General features: G+C 44.5%; 21 protein-coding genes, 1 pseudogene and 3 riboswitches. Of the genes and pseudogenes, 13 read left to right on the top strand and 9 right to left on the bottom strand.

The genetic code is table 11. The features are described from left to right. Window positions 1-9 precede the first annotated feature (9 nt). Window positions 10-1,257: a glutamate-5-semialdehyde dehydrogenase gene (gene proA, locus NYE49_RS07195; protein ID WP_342410981.1), complete on the top strand. Its 1,248-nt coding sequence runs from the start codon at window positions 10-12 to the stop codon at window positions 1,255-1,257. 127 nt (window positions 1,258-1,384) lie between these two features. Continuing rightward, window positions 1,385-1,810 (top strand): organic hydroperoxide resistance protein, encoded by a 426-nt coding sequence (locus NYE49_RS07200; RefSeq protein WP_003232574.1) that lies wholly within the window; start codon window positions 1,385-1,387, stop codon window positions 1,808-1,810. 30 nt (window positions 1,811-1,840) lie between these two features. Here the strand turns inward: NYE49_RS07200 and ohrR are convergent, their stop codons facing one another. Then, window positions 1,841-2,284, bottom strand: coding sequence for an organic hydroperoxide resistance transcriptional regulator OhrR (gene ohrR / locus NYE49_RS07205; protein ID WP_014476587.1), 444 nt, complete (start codon window positions 2,282-2,284; stop codon window positions 1,841-1,843). A gap of 142 nt (window positions 2,285-2,426) precedes the next feature. Between ohrR and NYE49_RS07210 the strand changes: the two genes are divergently transcribed. Beyond that, on the top strand, window positions 2,427-2,837 hold the full coding sequence (locus NYE49_RS07210) for an organic hydroperoxide resistance protein (protein ID WP_015383474.1): 411 nt from the start codon (window positions 2,427-2,429) through the stop codon (window positions 2,835-2,837). A gap of 143 nt (window positions 2,838-2,980) precedes the next feature. After that, a pseudogene (locus tag NYE49_RS07215) lies at window positions 2,981-3,120 on the top strand (hypothetical protein). A 48-nt stretch (window positions 3,121-3,168) separates the two neighbouring features. Here NYE49_RS07215 and guaD read toward each other — a convergent pair. Then, window positions 3,169-3,639 carry a guanine deaminase gene (guaD, locus tag NYE49_RS07220; protein ID WP_041333812.1) on the bottom strand — a complete coding sequence of 157 codons (471 nt, stop codon included), beginning with the start codon at window positions 3,637-3,639 and terminating at the stop codon, window positions 3,169-3,171. 134 nt (window positions 3,640-3,773) lie between these two features. On the opposite strand from guaD, the gene NYE49_RS07225 reads away from it, so the two are divergent. Continuing rightward, window positions 3,774-4,400: a histidine phosphatase family protein gene (locus NYE49_RS07225; RefSeq protein WP_047182514.1), complete on the top strand. Its 627-nt coding sequence runs from the start codon at window positions 3,774-3,776 to the stop codon at window positions 4,398-4,400. A gap of 40 nt (window positions 4,401-4,440) precedes the next feature. Here the strand turns inward: NYE49_RS07225 and metE are convergent, their stop codons facing one another. Beyond that, the gene (gene metE / locus NYE49_RS07230) at window positions 4,441-6,729 is read right to left on the bottom strand and encodes a 5-methyltetrahydropteroyltriglutamate--homocysteine S-methyltransferase (protein ID WP_342410982.1); all 2,289 of its coding nucleotides are present in this window, start codon (window positions 6,727-6,729) and stop codon (window positions 4,441-4,443) included. A 127-nt stretch (window positions 6,730-6,856) separates the two neighbouring features. After that, window positions 6,857-7,012, bottom strand: a riboswitch (SAM riboswitch). Between the two features lie 132 nt (window positions 7,013-7,144). Then, entirely contained in the window at window positions 7,145-8,104 is a 960-nt protein-coding gene (gene isp / locus NYE49_RS07235; protein ID WP_003232562.1) for a serine protease Isp, read from the bottom strand. Window positions 8,105-8,326: 222 nt separating this feature from the next. On the opposite strand from isp, the gene rsbRB reads away from it, so the two are divergent. Further along, the gene (rsbRB, locus tag NYE49_RS07240; protein WP_047182517.1) at window positions 8,327-9,160 is read left to right on the top strand and encodes an RsbT co-antagonist RsbRB; all 834 of its coding nucleotides are present in this window, start codon (window positions 8,327-8,329) and stop codon (window positions 9,158-9,160) included. Between the two features lie 32 nt (window positions 9,161-9,192). Here rsbRB and thiX read toward each other — a convergent pair whose 3' ends face one another. From thiX to thiU, 4 genes are read right to left on the bottom strand one after another with little or no spacing between them, the layout of a single operon-like run. Next, on the bottom strand, window positions 9,193-9,957 hold the full coding sequence (gene thiX, locus NYE49_RS07245; RefSeq protein ID WP_047182518.1) for an HMP/thiamine ABC transporter permease ThiX: 765 nt from the start codon (window positions 9,955-9,957) through the stop codon (window positions 9,193-9,195). Next, entirely contained in the window at window positions 9,932-11,575 is a 1,644-nt protein-coding gene (locus tag NYE49_RS07250; RefSeq protein WP_015483147.1) for an ABC transporter ATP-binding protein, read from the bottom strand. Before NYE49_RS07250 ends, thiX begins: the two co-directional genes overlap by 26 nt. After that, complete coding sequence (locus NYE49_RS07255) at window positions 11,562-12,161, bottom strand: ECF transporter S component (protein WP_015383481.1); 600 nt, start codon at window positions 12,159-12,161, stop codon at window positions 11,562-11,564. Before NYE49_RS07255 ends, NYE49_RS07250 begins: the two co-directional genes overlap by 14 nt. 1 nt (window position 12,162) lies before the next feature. Then, window positions 12,163-12,765, bottom strand: a complete 603-nt coding sequence (gene thiU, locus NYE49_RS07260; protein ID WP_015383482.1) for an HMP/thiamine ABC transporter substrate-binding protein ThiU — start codon at window positions 12,763-12,765, stop codon at window positions 12,163-12,165. A 95-nt stretch (window positions 12,766-12,860) separates the two neighbouring features. Further along, window positions 12,861-12,973: riboswitch (TPP riboswitch) on the bottom strand. Window positions 12,974-13,074: 101 nt separating this feature from the next. Between thiU and ykoG the strand changes: the two genes are divergently transcribed. The 7 genes from ykoG (at window position 13,075) to mgtE (ending at window position 18,490) form a co-directional block, all read left to right on the top strand. Next, window positions 13,075-13,761 carry a two-component system response regulator YkoG gene (gene ykoG / locus NYE49_RS07265; RefSeq protein ID WP_047182520.1) on the top strand — a complete coding sequence of 229 codons (687 nt, stop codon included), beginning with the start codon at window positions 13,075-13,077 and terminating at the stop codon, window positions 13,759-13,761. 3 nt (window positions 13,762-13,764) lie between these two features. Then, complete coding sequence (gene ykoH / locus NYE49_RS07270; RefSeq protein ID WP_015383484.1) at window positions 13,765-15,129, top strand: two-component system sensor histidine kinase YkoH; 1,365 nt, start codon at window positions 13,765-13,767, stop codon at window positions 15,127-15,129. Beyond that, window positions 15,126-15,806 (top strand): PepSY domain-containing protein, encoded by a 681-nt coding sequence (locus NYE49_RS07275; RefSeq protein ID WP_047182521.1) that lies wholly within the window; start codon window positions 15,126-15,128, stop codon window positions 15,804-15,806. Before ykoH ends, NYE49_RS07275 begins: the two co-directional genes overlap by 4 nt. 91 nt (window positions 15,807-15,897) lie before the next feature. Beyond that, a complete protein-coding gene (locus NYE49_RS07280) occupies window positions 15,898-16,410 on the top strand; it encodes a PepSY domain-containing protein (RefSeq protein ID WP_003232544.1) in 513 nt (170 codons plus the stop codon). A gap of 82 nt (window positions 16,411-16,492) precedes the next feature. Further along, window positions 16,493-16,630: a transcriptional regulator SplA domain-containing protein gene (locus NYE49_RS07285; protein WP_003218541.1), complete on the top strand. Its 138-nt coding sequence runs from the start codon at window positions 16,493-16,495 to the stop codon at window positions 16,628-16,630. Between the two features lie 107 nt (window positions 16,631-16,737). Further along, window positions 16,738-16,903: riboswitch (M-box (ykoK) riboswitch) on the top strand. A 91-nt stretch (window positions 16,904-16,994) separates the two neighbouring features. Beyond that, window positions 16,995-17,117, top strand: a complete 123-nt coding sequence (locus tag NYE49_RS07290) for a hypothetical protein (protein WP_009967087.1) — start codon at window positions 16,995-16,997, stop codon at window positions 17,115-17,117. Between the two features lie 17 nt (window positions 17,118-17,134). Beyond that, on the top strand, window positions 17,135-18,490 hold the full coding sequence (gene mgtE / locus NYE49_RS07295) for a magnesium transporter (protein WP_003232543.1): 1,356 nt from the start codon (window positions 17,135-17,137) through the stop codon (window positions 18,488-18,490). Window positions 18,491-18,532: 42 nt separating this feature from the next. Here mgtE and tnrA read toward each other — a convergent pair whose 3' ends face one another. Then, on the bottom strand, window positions 18,533-18,865 hold the full coding sequence (tnrA, locus tag NYE49_RS07300; protein ID WP_003232541.1) for a MerR family transcriptional regulator TnrA: 333 nt from the start codon (window positions 18,863-18,865) through the stop codon (window positions 18,533-18,535). Between the last annotated feature and the right edge of the window lie 38 nt (window positions 18,866-18,903).

Genomic DNA, 18,903 nt, shown 5'->3' on the forward strand with positions numbered 1-18,903 from the left:
GGCGGAAAAATGAGTGAAGTTTCTGTAAAAGCGAAGCTGGCGAAAGAAGCAGCAGCCGAAATGATCATGAAAACAACAGCCGAGAAGGATGAGGCGCTCAGCCTCATTGCAAACGGACTCCGTAAAGAACTGGATTTTCTCTTGGCGGAGAATGCAAAAGACATTGAGAACGGAAAAGAGAATGGTTTAACACCGGACATCATTGACCGTCTCACACTGGATGAGAAACGGATACGCGATATCGCGGACGCGGTGGAGCTCTTAATCGACTTAGCGGACCCAATCGGCGATTCTCTTGAAACGATTGAAAAAGAAAACGGCCTGTTTATTGAAAAAGTCCGTGTGCCGCTCGGTGTCGTAGGAATGATTTATGAGGCGAGGCCAAACGTCACAGTTGATGCGGCTACCCTTTGCCTGAAGACAGGGAACGCGGTTGTGCTGCGGGGGAGCTCCTCAGCCATCCACAGCAACAAAGCGCTCGTCAGTGTCATTCACAGAGCACTTGAGCAATCAGAGCTTCCGATTCACGCTGTGCAGCTGATTGAGGATACGAGCAGAGAGACAGCAAAAGAGCTCTTTACGTTAAATGATGGCTTAGACGTATTGATTCCGCGCGGAGGCAAGAAACTGATTGATCTCGTTGTGAGAGAATCAACAGTTCCTGTATTAGAAACGGGAGCAGGAAACTGCCACATATTCATTGACGAAACAGCCAAACCGCAAATGGCAGAAAAGGTTGTCGTAAATGCCAAAACGCAGCGCCCTTCCGTATGCAACGCGATTGAATCATTGCTGATTCACAAGGCTTGGGCAAGACAGCACGGGAAAGAATTGCTGAACCAGCTGGAAAACGCGGGAGTTGAAATTCGCGGTGATGAATTGGTATGTGAACTTCATCCTTCAAGCAAACAAGCATCAAAAGAAGATTGGGAAACCGAATTTTTAGCGCCTGTCCTCAGCGTAAAGACGGTTGAAAACGTCCAAGAAGCTGTGAAGCATATCCAACAATACGGCACCAATCATTCTGAAGCGATTTTAACTGAAAATGACAAAAACGCGGCATATTTTCAAACGGCTGTCGATGCTGCCGCTGTCTATCATAACGCGTCAACCCGCTTTACCGACGGCTTTGAATTCGGCTACGGAGCCGAAATCGGCATCAGCACGCAAAAGCTTCATGCAAGAGGACCGATGGGGCTTCCTGCACTGACTTCTACAAAATACATCATTAAAGGAACTGGGCAAATCCGTGAATAGCGGGGCAATGTTCAATGAAAAAGCTAATCTCGTAACGAGATTAGCTTTTTTTTATACGAGAAAAATTGACATACCAAATTTAATTGTGTACAATTTAATTGTATAAAATATATTGGGGGAATGAAAAATGAGTCAGCCATTATTTACAGCAACTGTTTCAGCGGTAGGAGGAAGAGAAGGAAAGGTCATTTCATCAGACCGCGTTCTTGAGCTTGATGTCGCAATGCCGGGGACACCGAGAGCCAAGAAATTAGAAAAAGCGACAAATCCAGAGCAGCTGTTTGCAGCAGGTTATGCAGCTTGCTTTGACAGCGCCCTGCAGCTTGTCGCAAGAACAGAACGGGTAAAAGTAGAGACAGAGGTTACGGCGAATGTAAGCCTGTTAAAGGATGAAGCAGACCAGGGCTATAAGCTGGGTGTGACGCTGCAAGTAAAAGGAGAAGGAGTCAGTGCATCAGAATTGGAGGCGCTTGTGAAAAAAGCGCACGGCGTCTGCCCGTATTCAAAAGCAACCTCCGGAAATATTGATGTGACACTTGAAGTTGCTGAATAAATAAAAAGAGGATGCCTGTACAAGGCATCCTCAATTTTTTTGATGAAGTGTTTCCAGCAATGTATATAGAGCGGATTTTAACTGTTTGAGATCCTCCCCAGACTGCTTTGAGAGCCCCAGAATTGTCTCTGGAATATCAACCGCTTTTTCTTTTAATAACGCTCCGTCCTCTGTCAGGCTGATCAACACAGACCGCTCATCCTCTTCAGATCTTTTTCTCGTAATCAAACCCTGTTGTTCCATTCGTTTAAGCATCGGAGTGAGCGTCCCTGAATCTAAATACAGCTGTTCGCCCATTTTTTTGACAGTAAGCGTTTCATGTTCCCATAACAATAGCAAAGCCAAATATTGAGGGTATGTTATATTCAGCTTATCAAGCAGCGGCTTGTATTGCTTTGTCATTTCCCGCGAACTCGCATATAGCAAAAAACAAAGCTGATTCTCCAATTTCATATGATCAAATTTATTTTCCATTTTGTTCACCAACTCTTTTTTGTCATTCGATTCTATTGTATCTGAAAAACCTCACTTTTCCTATTCTCGGCAAACTTAGCATGTTTAAAAAGATCAGAAAGGGAAATATAACAACTAGATACAAATAAGGAGGTTGGGAAATATGTCACTATTTACAGCAAAAGTAACCGCGCGAGGCGGACGGGCAGGACATATTACATCAGATGACGGTGTTCTTGATTTTGATATTGTCATGCCAAATGCCAAAAAAGAAGGACAAACCGGCACAAATCCGGAACAGCTCTTTGCGGCAGGGTATGCTGCATGCTTCGGCGGCGCGCTCGAACACGTAGCCAAAGAGCAGAATATCGAAATTGATTCGGAGATTGAAGGGCAGGTCAGCCTCATGAAGGATGAGAGCGACGGCGGGTTTAAAATTGGTGTCACACTTGTTGTGAACACGAAAGATTTAGATCGGGAAAAGGCACAAGAGCTTGTCAACGCCGCTCATGAATTCTGTCCTTACTCAAAGGCAACCAGAGGAAATGTTGATGTAAAACTAGAATTAAAATAATGACCGGCATCCTGAGGGTTCTCAGGATGTTTTTTTGTGTCGGAGCGGGTGTGATCTTTTCGAGGTCTGAGACATTTCTTATAAATGGATTCAGACTTATATCCATTATGAATTGACGCGGAACGGGGTAGGAGTGGGCACAGATTATTGATAAAACGTCAGATAAGCGATCACAGCGTTTAAAGCCTGCAAAAGTTACAGATGAAGGGGGCGGCTGGCTCGGTGTCTGCCAAGCTGAATTCCGGCTCGTATGATTGCTGTTTTGTATTTGCACAGGGCATAGCGCTACTTGGAGAAATAACTAGGACCAGGCCGCACATGCCTGATCCTTTTAATATTCTTTCTTATTGGCGAAGTTTCGCCATGCTTGAAACGGGGATAAATGCTCTGTTAGTGTCACTTGATAAAAGGGGATCGTTCTTTCTTCGGCAGGTTTATCAATTTCTTTATAAATGAATGAATCATCAAACCCGGCTTTGGCAGCGTCTGTGTGCTCAGCTGCATAGAAAACGGCTTTAGGCCGGGCCCAGTAGATGGCGCCCAAGCACATTGGGCATGGTTCACAGCTCGTATACAAAATGCAGTCATCAAGCTGGTATGCTCCTAGCACCTTACAGGCTTTTCGAATAGCTGTGACTTCCGCGTGGGCAGTCGGATCATTGCTTGTTGTGACGTTGTTCTGTCCCTCTGCAATAATGGCTCCGTCTTTCACGATAACGGCTCCAAAAGGCCCGCCGATTCCTGCATTCACTCCTTCACATGCGAGAGTGACAGCCCGTTTTAAGAACGTTTCATGATTCATCCCAATCCCTCCTGTCAATAGAGTGTTATTAGTATAGCCGAAAAAAGGGCAAAGAACATTCTCAAAAAAGTGTAAAATAAACAAAGTTTTTGGGGGATTTGCTAAGATAAGAGGAGAAAAGAGGAGGGGTAATCATGCTGCATTTATATATTGCCAGACACGGACAGACCCAATGGAACGTAGAAAAACGGATGCAGGGCTGGATGGATTCTGATTTAACAGAACTTGGGCTGTACAATGCCCGTGCTCTTGGGGAGCGTCTGAAGGATATTGAATTGAATCAGGTATACATCAGCCCGAGCAAGCGGACAGAAGAGACAGCAAAAACCGCACTAGGGTCTCGCAGGCTCCCGCTGGTGATAGATCATATGTTCAGAGAAATGTCACTGGGCTCATGGGAAGGGAAAAAACAAGAGGATATTGAAAGGGACGAACCAGATCTTTTTCATGCTTATTTTCATTATCCCGAAGCTTATCGCCAGCAGGGATGTGAAACGTTTTTCGACTTTGAAAACCGGGTAAGGCTAGCTCTCCAAACGATTTTAGACAGCCATTCTTCCGGTAATGTTCTCTTGGTTACCCATTCTGTCTTTATATTAATGCTGTTAAATATCATAAAGGGAAGACGCGTTAATGACATATGGAATTCTGCTTACATACATGATACATCATTGAGCCTTGTGGAATTTGATGAAAATGGAACAGCCGAAATAATAATAGAAGGGGACGGGAAGCATCGGAAACCGATTTCCGCTTTCTAATAGAAAAAACCATCTGCCAAATGCAGATGGTTTTTTCAAATTATACTAGCTGTGTCTGCTGTGCTCTTGCCTGTTTTGCAGCTTCAACCATGTTTTTCAATGCTGCAACCGTTTCTTCCTGCTGTCTTGTTTTCAATCCGCAGTCTGGATTTACCCAGAAGCGGTCAGTCGGACAGACGGCAAGCGCATCAACGATAATATTGTACATTTCTTCAGTTGACGGCACACGAGGGCTGTGAATGTCATATACACCAAGGCCAAGCCCTTTCAAATACGGGTGGTTTTTTAAGTAATCTAAAAATCCTCCGTGGCTTCTGCTATGTTCGATTGTAATCACATCGGCATCAAGATCATTGATTGTATCAACGATATCTTCGAAGTTGCTGTAACACATATGTGTATGAATTTGTGTCTCGTTTTTCACGGAAGAAGTGGTTAATCTGAATGCTTCTGCCGCCCAAGTCAAATACTCATCCCAATCGCGGGTTTTCAATGGAAGGCCTTCACGCAGTGCTGGTTCATCGACTTGAATGATTTGAATGCCTGCGTCTTCAAGCGCTTTAACTTCTTTGCGAAGGGCAAGCCCGATTTGGAAGGCGATTTCTTTCCGCGAGATGTCGTTTCGAGGGAAAGACCAGTTTAAGATTGTAACCGGGCCCGTCAACATTCCTTTCACATGCTTGGAAGTCAATGACTGTGCATAGACTGTGTCTTTCACTGTCATCGGTTCAATAAATTCAACATCTCCGTAAATGACTGGCGGGCGGACACAGCGTGAGCCGTATGATTGAACCCAGGCATATTTAGTGAAGGCGAAACCGGCCAGCTTTTCACCGAAGTATTCGACCATGTCTGTCCGTTCAAATTCGCCGTGAACAAGGACATCAAGCTCCAATTCTTCCTGAATATCAATCCATCTTTTTGTTTCCGCATTGATAAAGTTTTGATATTGTTCATCGGACCACTCAGCTTTCCGCCATTTTTGGCGCGCGCTCCGCACTTCAGCAGACTGCGGGAAGCTTCCGATCGTTGTCGTCGGCAAAAGCGGAAGGCTGAGAGATTCATTTTGCAGGGCTAAACGTTCTTCAAACGGAATCGGGCGCTTGAAGTCTTTATCAGTTAATTGCTCAAGCTCTTTCTTTTGTTCAGAATTGGCGCCTGTTGCAAACTGTTTAAGCGCCTGGATATCAGCCTTAGCCTGCTGAATCTCTTCGCTGATCGCCGCTTTTCCTGATACTAAACCTTCTTTCAAAGCTGTCAGCTCGGCCAGCTTTTCTTTTGCGTAGGATAATCCGTTCAATAGGTCTTTTTCCAAATGCTCATCAGGGTGTTTCGCTACTGGAACATGCAACAGGCTGCTGGAAGGCTGAATCCACAGTTCATCAACTTTTGCAATGCTGAGAATATCAAGAACGGCATCGAGACGCTCTTCAAGGTCCGCTTTCCAAATGTTGCGTCCGTCGATAACGCCGGCTGCCAGCACTTTGTCTGTCGGAAAGCCATGTGTTTTAAGCTGTTCCAGGTTTCTGCCTTTGTCGTGAACGAAATCAAGGCCAATTCCCTGAACCGGGTAAGAGATCAGCTCTTCATAAGCATCAACAGAATCAAAATACGTCTGCAAAAGCACATTCAAGGATGAAAGCTCACTTGTAATGCTTTCAAATAATTCTTTTGCACCGCGGACATCTTCACTAGAGGCGGTAACGAGCGCCGGCTCATCGATTTGAACCCATTTTACGCCTTCTTCTTCAAGCTCTTTCAAAAGCTGTACATATAATGGCACAAGGCGTTTTTGGATCGCTTTTGCTTCAGACGGTTCATAGCCTTTAGCAAGCGTAACGAACGTATAAGGGCCGACAATCACAGGCTTTGTTTCCACACCGTATTCCTGTTTGATCCGGCGATAATCTTCGAGTTGTTTGTTTCTTATCAGACGGAACTCAATGCTCTCGTCATATTCCGGAACGATGTAATGGTAATTTGTATTAAACCATTTTGTCATTTCACTAGATACGGCGTCTTTGATTCCGCGGGCGATAGCGAAGTATGTATCGGTAGCGTCAGTCAAATGTCTGAAACGTTTCGGGATCCAGTTGAAGCTGACTGCTGTGTCGAGTACATGGTCATACTGTGTGAAATCAGAAACAGGCACAACATCAATCTGCTGGTCAATTTGTGTTTTTACTGCGGATAAAAATAGTTCGTCGATTTGCTTCAAAAACGTATCTTTATCAGTACTGCCTTTCCAATACGCTTCAAGTGCTTTTTTCCATTCCCGGTTCAGTCCGATTCTCGGAAATCCTAAATTCGATGTTTTGATGGTTGTCATTGTTTCTCCTCCTTTATATGTAAAACACTCTCTTTCACCCGCGGATACAGGCTGCTAAGAGGTTTTCTCACAACAAAAAGCCTCTTTCCCATGAGAGAAAGAGGCTTTTCTGCGTAAAACACTGCCTCTCTCATCTCTCAGACACAATCTGATGGAATTAGCACCGTGCCTTATGAGACATCAGTCTCGGCGCGAAAAGCAGTGCGCCCCATTTCACAATGGTATTACGGTCGGTTGCTGTTGGGGTCAAAAGGCCAATCCCTCGCCCAACTCTCGATAAGAGAAAATGTTATTAATTTTTTGAAAAGTTGAATCATTTGTTGGTAATCTTAACAGTAATTCAAATTCATTGTCAACATAGAATTTGAAATTTTTATTTACATGATGTGGTGTATATTATATAAGAAAAATAATCTTATAGGGTCAACAAATGTGATTGCTCTGCTTTTTCTGCGAGCTCATCAGGAGCTGTTAAATACAGGAATCCATTTCCTGCCAGCGTTTTTGCAATATCAAGAGGAAGTGTCCTGCGGATTAGCTGTGCGAAAACCTCAGATTCAGAAAGCTTTCTTTGAAATGATTCTTCTTCATAGCTTTTGATTAAAGCAAGCGCACCGCTGACATGAGGGGCAGCCATTGAAGTGCCGGTCAGCTTACCGTACTTCTTGTTGGGAAGGGTGGATAAGATGTTTTCTCCTGGTGCCACAAGGTCAATCTCTTTATTCGCGTTAGAAAATTCTGATAATTCTCGCGCTACAGAAACAGATCCAACTGCAATCACTTCATTATAAGCTGCGGGGTAGGAAAGCTCTTCTGTGCGTTCGTCGCCGTCACCTTCATTTCCCGCTGCACAAACGACAAGCACTCCGTTTTTCACTGCGTTTTTCACTGCTTCTTTTAGCTCTGGCACATCGCTTGGCCCTCCAAGGGACATTGAGATGATGTCGACTTTCTGTTCCACCGCGTAGTTGATGCCGTTAATTATCCATTCGTATTGTCCGCTGCCGTTCTCGCCGCCAAGAACCTTCACAATCAATAGGCTTGCCTCAGGCGCGACTCCGGCAATGCCTCCGTTTGAATCATTAGCTGCAATTGTTCCGGCGACGTGTGTGCCGTGTCCGTTGTAGTCGGAAATCGCATCTTCCTTGCCGCCGTCGTCATCCGTGAAGTTCTTTCCGCCGATGATTTGATTTTTTAAATCAGGGTGGCTTGTGTCGCAGCCCGTGTCTAATACAGCAACTTTAATATTTTTGCCTTTTACCCCTTTTGCCCACATTTCTGGCGCCTTAATCACTTTAATGCCCTCAGGAAGCTCGTTTACATCCATGATCTGCTCATTCGTCACATACGGGATCAAGCGGATTTCACCATTCATAAAAAAGCCCTCCTTTTTTATGCTTGCAAGTGGATTCAAGGGTGTTGCCTCATATTATATGAAAAAAGCAAGCGCTCGGACAGAGCCATTTGAAGCATTTTGAAAAAAAAGGATACACACCAAAGAATTAGTAATCTTCAAAATATTGGATGGCTTCGGCATGTATGACTGGGATTCAACTGTAAGTCAAGTTATAATAGTGTTGGGGAAAGGAGCAGTGTCATGAAACTGAATGAAAAATTATATGCATTTTTTTCAGAGCATGTGGAACAAATGGCCGAGGAATGGATTGAAACGATGGAGGAAAGTGATCCGAATTCGCTTTACGCCCTACATAATGCAACAGTAACTGAAGAATTGAAAGAGCAGGACAGAGAATTTTACCGGCATCTGAATTACATGTATGTTTTACCGGAAAAACAATTTCTCGAAGAGTTTCAAGAGTGGGTCATTGAGCTGACCAACGATCAAAAACATCTCGACACACCGGTTCAGTATGTCATTCGGGAGTTTATGAGAAACAGGAGATTATATACGAAGTATTTTGAGAAGTTTGCAGAAGAAAATGAGTCAGCGTTTGAACAGGGAGAGAAGCAAAAATGGGCAGATTTGATTGTAAAAGTATTTGATTTCACCATTTATACATTCGTTGATCACGCTGAAATGAATGCCAAGCAGCAATTAAACGCCCAAAGAGAAATGATATTGGAATTAAGCTCACCTGTCATTACCCTGAGCAAATCAACAGCTCTGCTGCCGCTTGTCGGTGACATTGATACCGAACGGGCGAAGTTTATTCTGGAAAACACGCTTCAAGCTTGTGCGAAAAGACGCGTGGAGCATCTGTTAATCGATCTGTCAGGTGTTGTGGTAGTGGATACGATGGTGGCGCACCAGATTTTTAAATTGATTGAGGCGCTCAATCTGATCGGTGTCCGGTCAACCCTGTCAGGAATCAGGCCTGAAATTGCGCAAACCGCTGTACAGCTGGGAATTGACTTTTCGAATATTACCATTAAAACCAACCTTGCCCAAGCATTAAATTATCATCAATAAGAAAAAATCCGCTATCGTCGATAGCGGATTTTTTATGAGGCAAAACAGAAAGATACGAGAAAAGATCCTGCGAATAACAAGAGAACGAGGCAAAAGAACAGCCAGTCGCGCCGGTTCACGCTCAATGTCCTGTAATATGTCCGGTTTCTGCTTCCTGTAAAACCTTTCGATTCCATCGCAAGCGCTGTCCGTTCCGCTTTTCTGATGGCGCTTGCCAATAGCGGTATGGTATATCGTTTTAACGCACTGATTTTATTAATGATGCCGCTCTCCGCCGCTCCTCCTCTGATTTTATGAGCCTGCTGAATCAGCTGGACCTCATCCTTTAACAGCGGAAGAAAGCGAAAGCCTGCAATGACACCGTACGCGAGCTTTGGTGAGAGCCTGCACTGCTGGACAAGGCTCAGCATAAATAAAATCGGATCGGTTGTAAAAACAAACATCATCGATAAGGCGGAAAAGCATAAAATACGAAACCCGAGAGAGATGCCGACAGACACATTATCGCTGTTAATGGAGATAGGGCCTGCTTGAAACAAAAAATTATCCGGTGTTGTCGGCACCTTTCCAAAAACTGCGGCTGTCCACACGCACCCGAATGCTAAAATCAAAAACGGAATCGTAAACAACAACCATTTTTTCAATGGGATTCTGGCCGCCAGTAAAACGCCCGCAACGATGATGATATAAAAACATGCCGGAGTGTAAGGGTTGTAAATAAACGACAGCATGACGACACAACAAAAAACCGCCGCCGCTTTCACAGTCGGATTAATGAGATGTAACGGCTGCTTCATCACGCACCTCCTCTTGATATGCCATCCATTCATATAGAAGGGGAAGGGTGAGCTTTGCTTTTTGGACAAGCCCTGTTTCTTGAGAAAACAACTGCTCTGGAGATCCGTCAAAGGCCAGGCCCGTATCGTGAAGCACAAGCACGCTGTCAGCATACGAAGAGACTAGCTCCATATCGTGTGTAATCATAAGGACAGCAGTTCCCTCTGCCTTGATACGTTGAATCATTTCCATGCATTCAGCCGCCGTGCGGGCATCCTGGCCAAAGGTTGGTTCGTCTAATAATAGAACCTTTACGTCATGCATGAGCATAGTAGCAACGCTCAGTCGCCGTTTTTGCCCTTGGCTGATCGCAAACGGATGATGATCAGCCAAATGCGCAAGACCAAAACGCTGCAGCAGGTGTTGCGCTTTTTTCTCAGTTTCAGCATTTGCTTTCTGGCCGAACAGAAGCTCGTCATACACCGTATCGGTGACGAATTGATGCTCAGGGTTTTGAAAAACAAATCCCATCCGTTTACGCAATTCTTTTTCTTTATATTTCTGCAGCGGCTGGTCATTAAGAAGGATTTTGCCGCTTTGCGGTTTCATGAGACGGGCCAAAACTGATAGGAGCGTCGATTTTCCAGTTCCGTTCGGACCGACAAGCGCCGTTAAAGAACCTTCGCGCAACGAAAAGCTGATGTCTTTGAAAATCGCCTGCGGTCCTCTCGCGAACGAAAGGCTGCTGACTTCAAGCACACTCTCCCCAGAAGGGGCTTTCTTCTTTTTGGCATGCCCGGCAGGAATAGGCTCTTTGAACAGCATCTCTTTTGATAAAGTAAACGGCATACTCAGCTTTTCCTGCAGATGACAGACCTTTGGAATGGCGATGCCCAATTTCTTTAGTGTCTCCGCTTCATGCTGAAATAGATTTTTCGTCAGGCCATCCAGCGCCTTTTTGCCTGATTTGTCGAGCACGATCGTTCTCTCAATCCAAGGCGCCCATTCATCAAGCTGGTGCTCAATGACGAGGAGGCTGAAACCTTTTTCCCGCTGAAGATCTTTCATCAGATGAACGAACTCCCGCGCTGAGAAAGGGTCTAAAAGAGAGGTCGGCTCATCTAAAATAATAAGCTCAGGCTCCATCGCCAAAATACAGGCGAGAGCCACTTTCTGCTTTTGTCCTCCTGAAAGGGTTGAGATCGTTTTTTCTTTTAAATGGGTAATGCGTAATTTTTCTAATACGGCGTTGATTTTCTCTGTCATTTCTTCTTTTGGAATTTGCAGATTTTCCAGTCCGAACGCAATTTCGTCCTCCACCGTCAGCATACAGAACTGCTGATCAGGATCCTGAAAAACGACCCCGGCATGCTGAGCAATCGTTTCGGAGGTTTCAGCATCTGTGACCGGCTTTTGAAATAGAAAGACATGTCCGGACTGAATGCCGTCGCAAGCCTCCGGATATAGACCGTTTAAACAAAGGGCGAGCGAGCTTTTACCGCATCCGCTCGGTCCTAATAATAAAACACATTCTCCTTTTTGAAGCTCAAACGAAATGTCTTGAAAAACCGGTTTCTCGTCTTCTTCATAAGAGAAGCTGAGCTGCTCAACCGTCAGAAGCTCATCAAAGGCTTGCATGTTCTGACGCCCGCTTCCGTTTCTTTTTCAGTTCCTTTCCGAGTGCCATTCCGTTTAACACACCTGTAAAAGCGAGAGAGTCGCTGACAGCTTTTCCGAGAAGTCCCGCCAAAAGCGCGCCGGAAATGAGGCGGATCACAAGCATAATGAGCAGATAACCTGGTGAATAGGCTGCATAGCCAGAAACAAAGAGATCATAGATAAAGCTGGCTACTGAAGACCCCATACCGGCCAGCATAAGGACAGGGAGAGAGTATGCTTTCCAGCGTGTTGCAAGAAATACAGCCTCAGCCCCGAGCCCTTGAACAATGCCAATGACGATGACCATCGGGCCAGACGGATTTCCCAGCAGGCACTCAACGAGAGCAGCAATGATTTCAGAAACGAGCGCCGCACCCGGTTTTCGAATCATGTACGCGGCGATCACCGAAACGATAAACCAAATGCCGTAAATCGGTTCATAGGCGATTGGCCCAAACATACCTGCAAGCACGTTTCCGAAATGTGTAAATAATAAATAAACAACGGCAAATACGATACTGATAACGGACATGATGACAATTTCTTTTACTTTCCAGCTTTTCATGTTATCCCTGCTTTCTGTTTTTTCTTGATGGACTGTTAGCCGAAAGATTCACAGTCATGGTGATGTGGTTTGTTTGCTGCTCAGCCAAGCGGAAAACGGCTTCCAATGTGCTGAATACGTCATGCGCATCCCCGTCAAGCTCGCTCGCGTAATGGACACCCTGTACGAAAGTGCCTTGGGCTTTTGCAATGTCGACAGCCTTCATAATCAATCCCATATAATCCGGCTCGTTCATTGGATAAAGGGCAAATTGGCACGGCGCTTCCGCCTTCAAGCCTTGGACAGCATCTTCGTTGACACGCTTATCACCTTTGGAAAGATATGTATCCCCCTGTGTGTCACCCGGGCATCCAATGGAAAACGTGCCGTTCATGACGATGTGTTGTTCGCTGTTTGCTGCATGAAGGTAAATGGCTTTTGCAGCATCGAATACATGATCAATCGATCCGCGTAACACCGTGCTGATATGGTCGGTTTTCGTCCATACCTTGGATGTATCTGTTTTTTTCAGCGCAGACTTGATCACACTGATAAAATCATCCGTCATCGGATATAAAGAGAAGCGAAAACCGGCGATTCTGCTTGTACCGCAAATATGCTCCATTTCTCCGACCTCCTTTTTTTTGATAAAATAAAAAACTGCATATCCTAAGGGAATATGCAGTCATAGATCGATTAAGCGCACAAAAAAATACACCATTCGGTCAACCTGCACTTCCCCACGCTGGTATTATCCAGATCGGGTCATAAGGGATCAAAGCGCGTTTCTTCCGCGCTTTATCTCAGCCAAAACAGCACCCCTAGTGCTTTCCGTATACAATTTTTTATTTTGACATCATAATAGATGATAAGAATCATTTTGTAAACAACGAAATCATTTTTTTCATATAGGGACGGGAGAGGATGATCAAATTTGGAAAAAGGACACATATTAATTGTGGAAGATGAAGAAAAAATCGCCAGGGTTCTTCAGCTTGAATTGGAATATGAAGGATACAGTGTCACCATCAAACACAATGGCACAGAAGGTCTGGATGCGGCATTGGAAGGCGGGTATTCCTTGGTGCTTCTTGATGTCATGCTTCCGGGGCTTAGCGGACTGGAAGTGCTGCGCCGCTTGAGAAAAACGGATCCGCAGACACCGGTCATATTATTAACGGCGCGAGACAGTATTCCTGATAAGGTAACAGGTCTGGATATCGGTGCGAATGACTATGTCACCAAGCCGTTTGAAATCGAGGAATTGCTTGCGAGAATCAGGGCGGCGCTGCGACAAAATGGAACAAAAACGGAAGATATCGGCACCTTTCTTACATATGACGATTTGCGGGTGAACGAAAAAACCCGTGAAGTGAGACGCGGAGACAAAGAGGTGGAATTAACGCCGCGGGAATTTGATTTACTCGTCTATATGCTAAAGCATCCGCAGCAAGTGCTGACACGGGAGCAAATTCTAAGCTCGGTATGGGGATTTGATTATATCGGTGATACAAATGTCGTGGACGTCTACATAAGATACATCAGAAAAAAACTGGACTATCCTTACGAAAAACAGCTGATCCATACGATTCGCGGGGTCGGCTATGCCATTAAGGGGTAAACGATGAAGCTGAAGACCAAGATTCATCTATACACATCAATATCACTGTTGATTTTATTAATTTTGGTTCATACCGCAGTATATCTCATTTTTTCGTCTGCGCTGACATCAAAGGATGCGGCCCGGCTTGCTGATGAGACGGATAACATTGCCGAAGCGCTGCGTGCCGCTGAAACAGAAGGAGTGGCTTTGCAGGATATGCTGCAGGCCTATCTTCCGGCAAATGGCATGGTGCGTGTAGTGAATGGTGATCAAAAAGCCGTTATGACGATCACAAAAGAAAAAGCCTATAAAGATTTTCCTCTCTCTTTTCATAGCGGAGAAACGGCAGATGTGAGGAAACATGACGGCAAGCTGTTTGCCGAGGCTGCTGTTCCGGTGATTTGGACCGATGGACAAGTGGTTTCTCTTCAGCTGGTTGAAAGACTGGAGAACACAGAAGAGAGTCTGTTTCTGTTGAAAATCATCTTAATCGCTGCAAGTGCTGCTGTATGCATTGCTTCTTTTTTTGCCGGCAGCTTGCTAGCCCGCCGAATCATCAATCCGATCAGACGATTAATGATCACAATGAAAGACATACAGCGAGACAAAGAATTTAAAACGATTTCTTTAGAAGGACAGTCCAACGATGAATTGTATCAAATGGGGCTGACATTTAATGAAATGGCAATGATGCTGAAGGAGCACTATGATAAACAGCAGCAATTTGTTCAAGATGCTTCACACGAATTGAAAACCCCGCTCACCATTATAGAAAGCTACAGCAGCCTGATGAAGCGGTGGGGGGCAAAAAAGCCGGAGGTGCTTGAGGAGTCGATAGAAGCCATTCACTCAGAAGCGGTGCATATGAAAAAACTGACCAATCAGCTTTTGGCGCTGGCCAAAAGCCATCAAGGACTCGAGCTTGATCTGAAAACAATCGATCTGATTGAAGCGACGCGCGCGGTTATGCAAACGCTCCAGTCCGTTTATCAGCGTGACATATTGCTTGAAACAGATAAAGAGAGCCTGCTTGTAAAGGCTGATGAAGAACGCATCAAGCAGCTGTTGACCATTTTGCTTGATAATGCAATCAAGTATAGTGAAAAGCCTATTGAGATGTCAGCCGGAACGAGGAATGGACGGCCGTTTCTATCAGTGAGGGATGAAGGCATCGGAATACCTGATGAGCATATCCCGCATTTGTTCGAACGGTTCTACCGGGCAGATGAGGCACGAAACAGAAAAACAGGCGGAACGGGTTTAGGCCTTTCCATTGCCAAGCAAATCGCTGATGAGCATGGCATTGAGCTGTCTGTCAAAAGCAAGCCGGGACAAGGAACAGCTGTCACCATGCAATTCAGCGAACAGAATGGGGGAGGCCGATGACGAAAACAATAAAAACAGTATTTTTTGCTGCAGCAGCCATTTTAGTTGTCATCATCTGTACGTTTCTCATCATTCGGCAAACCCATGAGAACATACTGTCAAAGGAGACTGTCGTAAAAAAAGTCGAAGCCTCCTATGAAGGCAAGGTCACGAAAGCAAAACAATCAAAGGATAAAAAAACATATGATATAACCCTTGAAAATCCAAAGGGAACTTACTTTGTAAAAGCAGATGCAATATCGGCTGACATTCTTTCAATGAATAGAGTAAAAGCAGTGAATCCATCTGCCATGACAGAAAAAGAAGCTGAGCATCTTGCGCTTGAGCGGGTGCCGGGAACGATCAAAAAACAAACACGGCAAAGTCAAGTTGCCACTTATACCATACAAAAAGAAGACGGGAAAACATACGAAGTAAAGGTAGACATGCAGGCAAAAACAGTCTTGTCTGCCGATCAAATCAGCAGCAAAGATCAACAAAAAACGCCGATTACGAAAAAAGAAGCCAAAACAATTGCAGAGCGAAAAACGGGCGGAACAGCGGATGACGTAGATCTCGAAGAAAGTGAGGGCACTCTCATCTTTGAAGTGGACGTTGATCTTCCTGATGATAAGGAAGCGACAGTGAAAATCAATGCCTACACAGGAAAGGTAGCTAACATTGTGTATGAAGACTGACGTTTTCTCATCAAATTCTCATCTTGCTCTCGTTTTCCTTTCATGTTGAGTGTGTAAACTGTACTCATACAAAACAAAGGAGGACTCACAAATGCTCAAGAAAAAATGGATGGTTGGTCTTTTAGCAGGGTGCCTAGCGGCCGGAGGATTCAGCTACAACGCGTTTGCCACAGAAAACAATGAAAACAGACAGGCTTCTTCTAAGACGGATGCACTCACTGAACAAGAAGCAGAAGCAATTGCTAAAACAGTTGTTGACGGCACAGTAGAAGACATTGACAGAGACCTTTACAACGGCAAAGAAGTCTATGAAGTGGAGATTGAAAAAGAAGGTGAAGACTACGACGTATATGTAGATATTCATACAAAACAAGCGCTTAATGACCCGTTAAAGGAGAAAGCAGAACAAGTCGCCATAACCAAAGAAGAAGCTGAAGAAATTGCTTTAAAGCAAACAGGTGGAACCGTAACAGAAAGTAAGCTTGACGAAGATGACGGTGCTTACATCTATGAAATGGAAATCCAAACGAAACAAGGAACTGAGACAGAATTTGAAATTTCCGCAAAAGATGGACGCATTATCAAACAGGAGATAGATGACTAATCAAAACCCCCGCTGCAGCGGGGGTTTTTCATGATAAGAAACCTTCTTTTGGACAATCTAAGTAGAAAAGGAGGCGAAACGCATGGAAAAGAAAGAGGAGCAATACATCAATCAGGCTGAATATGTCCCTCATCCGACGAAGGAAGGAGAGTACGCCTTATTTCTTCATGAAACGTATCATTTGCTTTCTGAAGATGACGAGACACAAACAACAGAATAAGGGCTTAGGCCCTTGTTTTGTTCCGTAATTGTGATGTAAGCGCATTTATTACTTTTTTGAGTTGACACAGCTTGTTTTTTTCTGTAATCTCAGTGTGTCAATTCAATTAGGAACTTCGTTAGGTGAGGCTCCTGTATGGAGATACGCTGCTGCCCAAAAATGTCCAAAGACGCCAATGGGTCAACAGAAATCATCGACATAAGGTGATTTTTAATGCAGCTGGATGCTTGTCCTATGCCATACAGTGCTAAAGCTCTACGATTGAAGGCGCCCGCACGCTTTTTTTGCCGTGCTTCTTTCACCTTCAATCCCGAAGGCTTTTTTTATGCCTTTAAAACGAAACCAATCAAAGGAGGTGCGGAGTATGGATTCTCCCCATTCGAGTCAATCTGAAGAAGTACCCATATACTATGACAGCAAGACAATTGATTACACGATGAGGAGACGAACAGCCGCACCTTCTGGCGAGGCCGGCACGTCTCCGTAGAGGAGGTACGAGTCCCGATGGTTCAAAACATGACCTATGACGAACTCATTTTACGCATCATTATTTTACTGCGAGACGGGAAAATCAGGGATTTCAGAAGTGTTATTGATGAGCTTCAGCCCTATGACATGGCATTTATTTTTAAAGAAATGCCGGAAAAACACCGCGCCCGCTATTTATCTTATTTAACTGTAGACGATATCACTGATATGATCGGGGAGCTGGAACGCGAATTTCAGCTTGTCGTCTTAAATAAAGTCGGAAAAACAAAAGCAACACTAGCGATGAACAAAATGGACAACGATGACCTCGCTCAATTGCTTGAAGAAATGGATGAAGAACTGAAGGAACAGCTTTTGTCCAGCATGGAAGCGTCAGAGTCAAAAGCTGTACAGCTCTTGATGAATTATCCAGCTGATTCAGCGGGACGCATGATGACAAACCGGTATGTGTGGATTCCTCAGCATTACACGGTAAAAGACGCGGTCGTCAAACTGAAAAGCTTCGCTGAAATAGCTGAATCGATCAACTACTTATATGTTATTAATGAAAGCAAACAGCTGGTTGGGGTTCTTTCCTACCGCGATTTGATTCTGGGTGAACCTGAAGAAAAGGTGCAAGATTTAATGTTTACCCGCGTCATATCAGCAGATGCTCTTCAGGACCAGGAAGAAGTTGCCCGCCTGATTGAACGTTACGATTTTTTGGCAATACCGGTTGTAGAAGAAAACAACGTGCTTGTCGGCATTGTGACGGTCGATGATATTATCGACGTCGTTATTCGGGAAGCTGATGAGGATTACGAAAAATTTGCAGCTTCCGGTAAAGACATCACCTTTGACACAAAAGCTTACGTGGCGGCATACCGGCGCCTGCCATGGCTGATTTTACTCTTGTTTATCGGACTGATTTCAGGAAGCATTATCAGCTATTTTGAAGACGCGCTGAAGCAGGTTGTCGCGCTTGCGTTTTTCATGCCGATGGTGTCAGGGATGACAGGAAATACGGGAACACAATCTCTCGCGGTTGTCATCAGAGGTTTGTCTAAAGAAGAAATGAACAAAAAAACGATTGTGCGCCTGATCTTCCGGGAGTTCAGAACAAGTATTTTTATCGGAGCGGTTTGTTCTGTGCTGATTGCGATTGTCTCCATCATATGGCAGGGGAATGCGCTTTTGGGATTTGTTGTCGCCTCTTCACTGTTCTTAACCTTAATCATCGGCACGATGTCAGGAACGATTATCCCTATTATTTTGCACAAACTGAAAGTAGACCCGGCGATTGCTTCTGGACCGCTGATTACAACGTTAAACGATATTTTATCTTTATTAATCTACTTTGGCATTGCCACTGCATTCATTCACTCATTATAAACGTAAAAAGTCCGTCTCAACTGCGAGCCGGACTTTTATTATTTAACGATTTTTGTACCGAAAGTGAGCATTAAGCTGCCCCTCCAGCATTTTTTTCCGCACTTGCGGATCGTTTTTTAACATCTGTTCTTTTTTGCGCATATCCTTTAAAATCTCTGCCGTCTGTACGCCGTCTTCACGCTTATTGGCGATATCCATCAGCCGCTCCACATCGGCAAAGGAGTATTTTCTTGTCCCCCTTGAAGAACGCTGCGGGTAAATGAGCTTTCGTTCCTCATAATACCTGATCTGTCTTACGGACAATCCTGTCAATTCACTCACAATTCCGATTGAAATCACTTTTTTGTCTTTATAAGAATGATCTTCTGTGGTCATTTTTCCACCCCTGGATGTCTTTTGATAATAGTATATAA

Origin of the sequence: Bacillus sp. FSL L8-0358 (assembly GCF_038593095.1) — a bacterium.
GTDB classification, from domain to species: Bacteria; Bacillota; Bacilli; order Bacillales; family Bacillaceae; genus Bacillus; species Bacillus subtilis.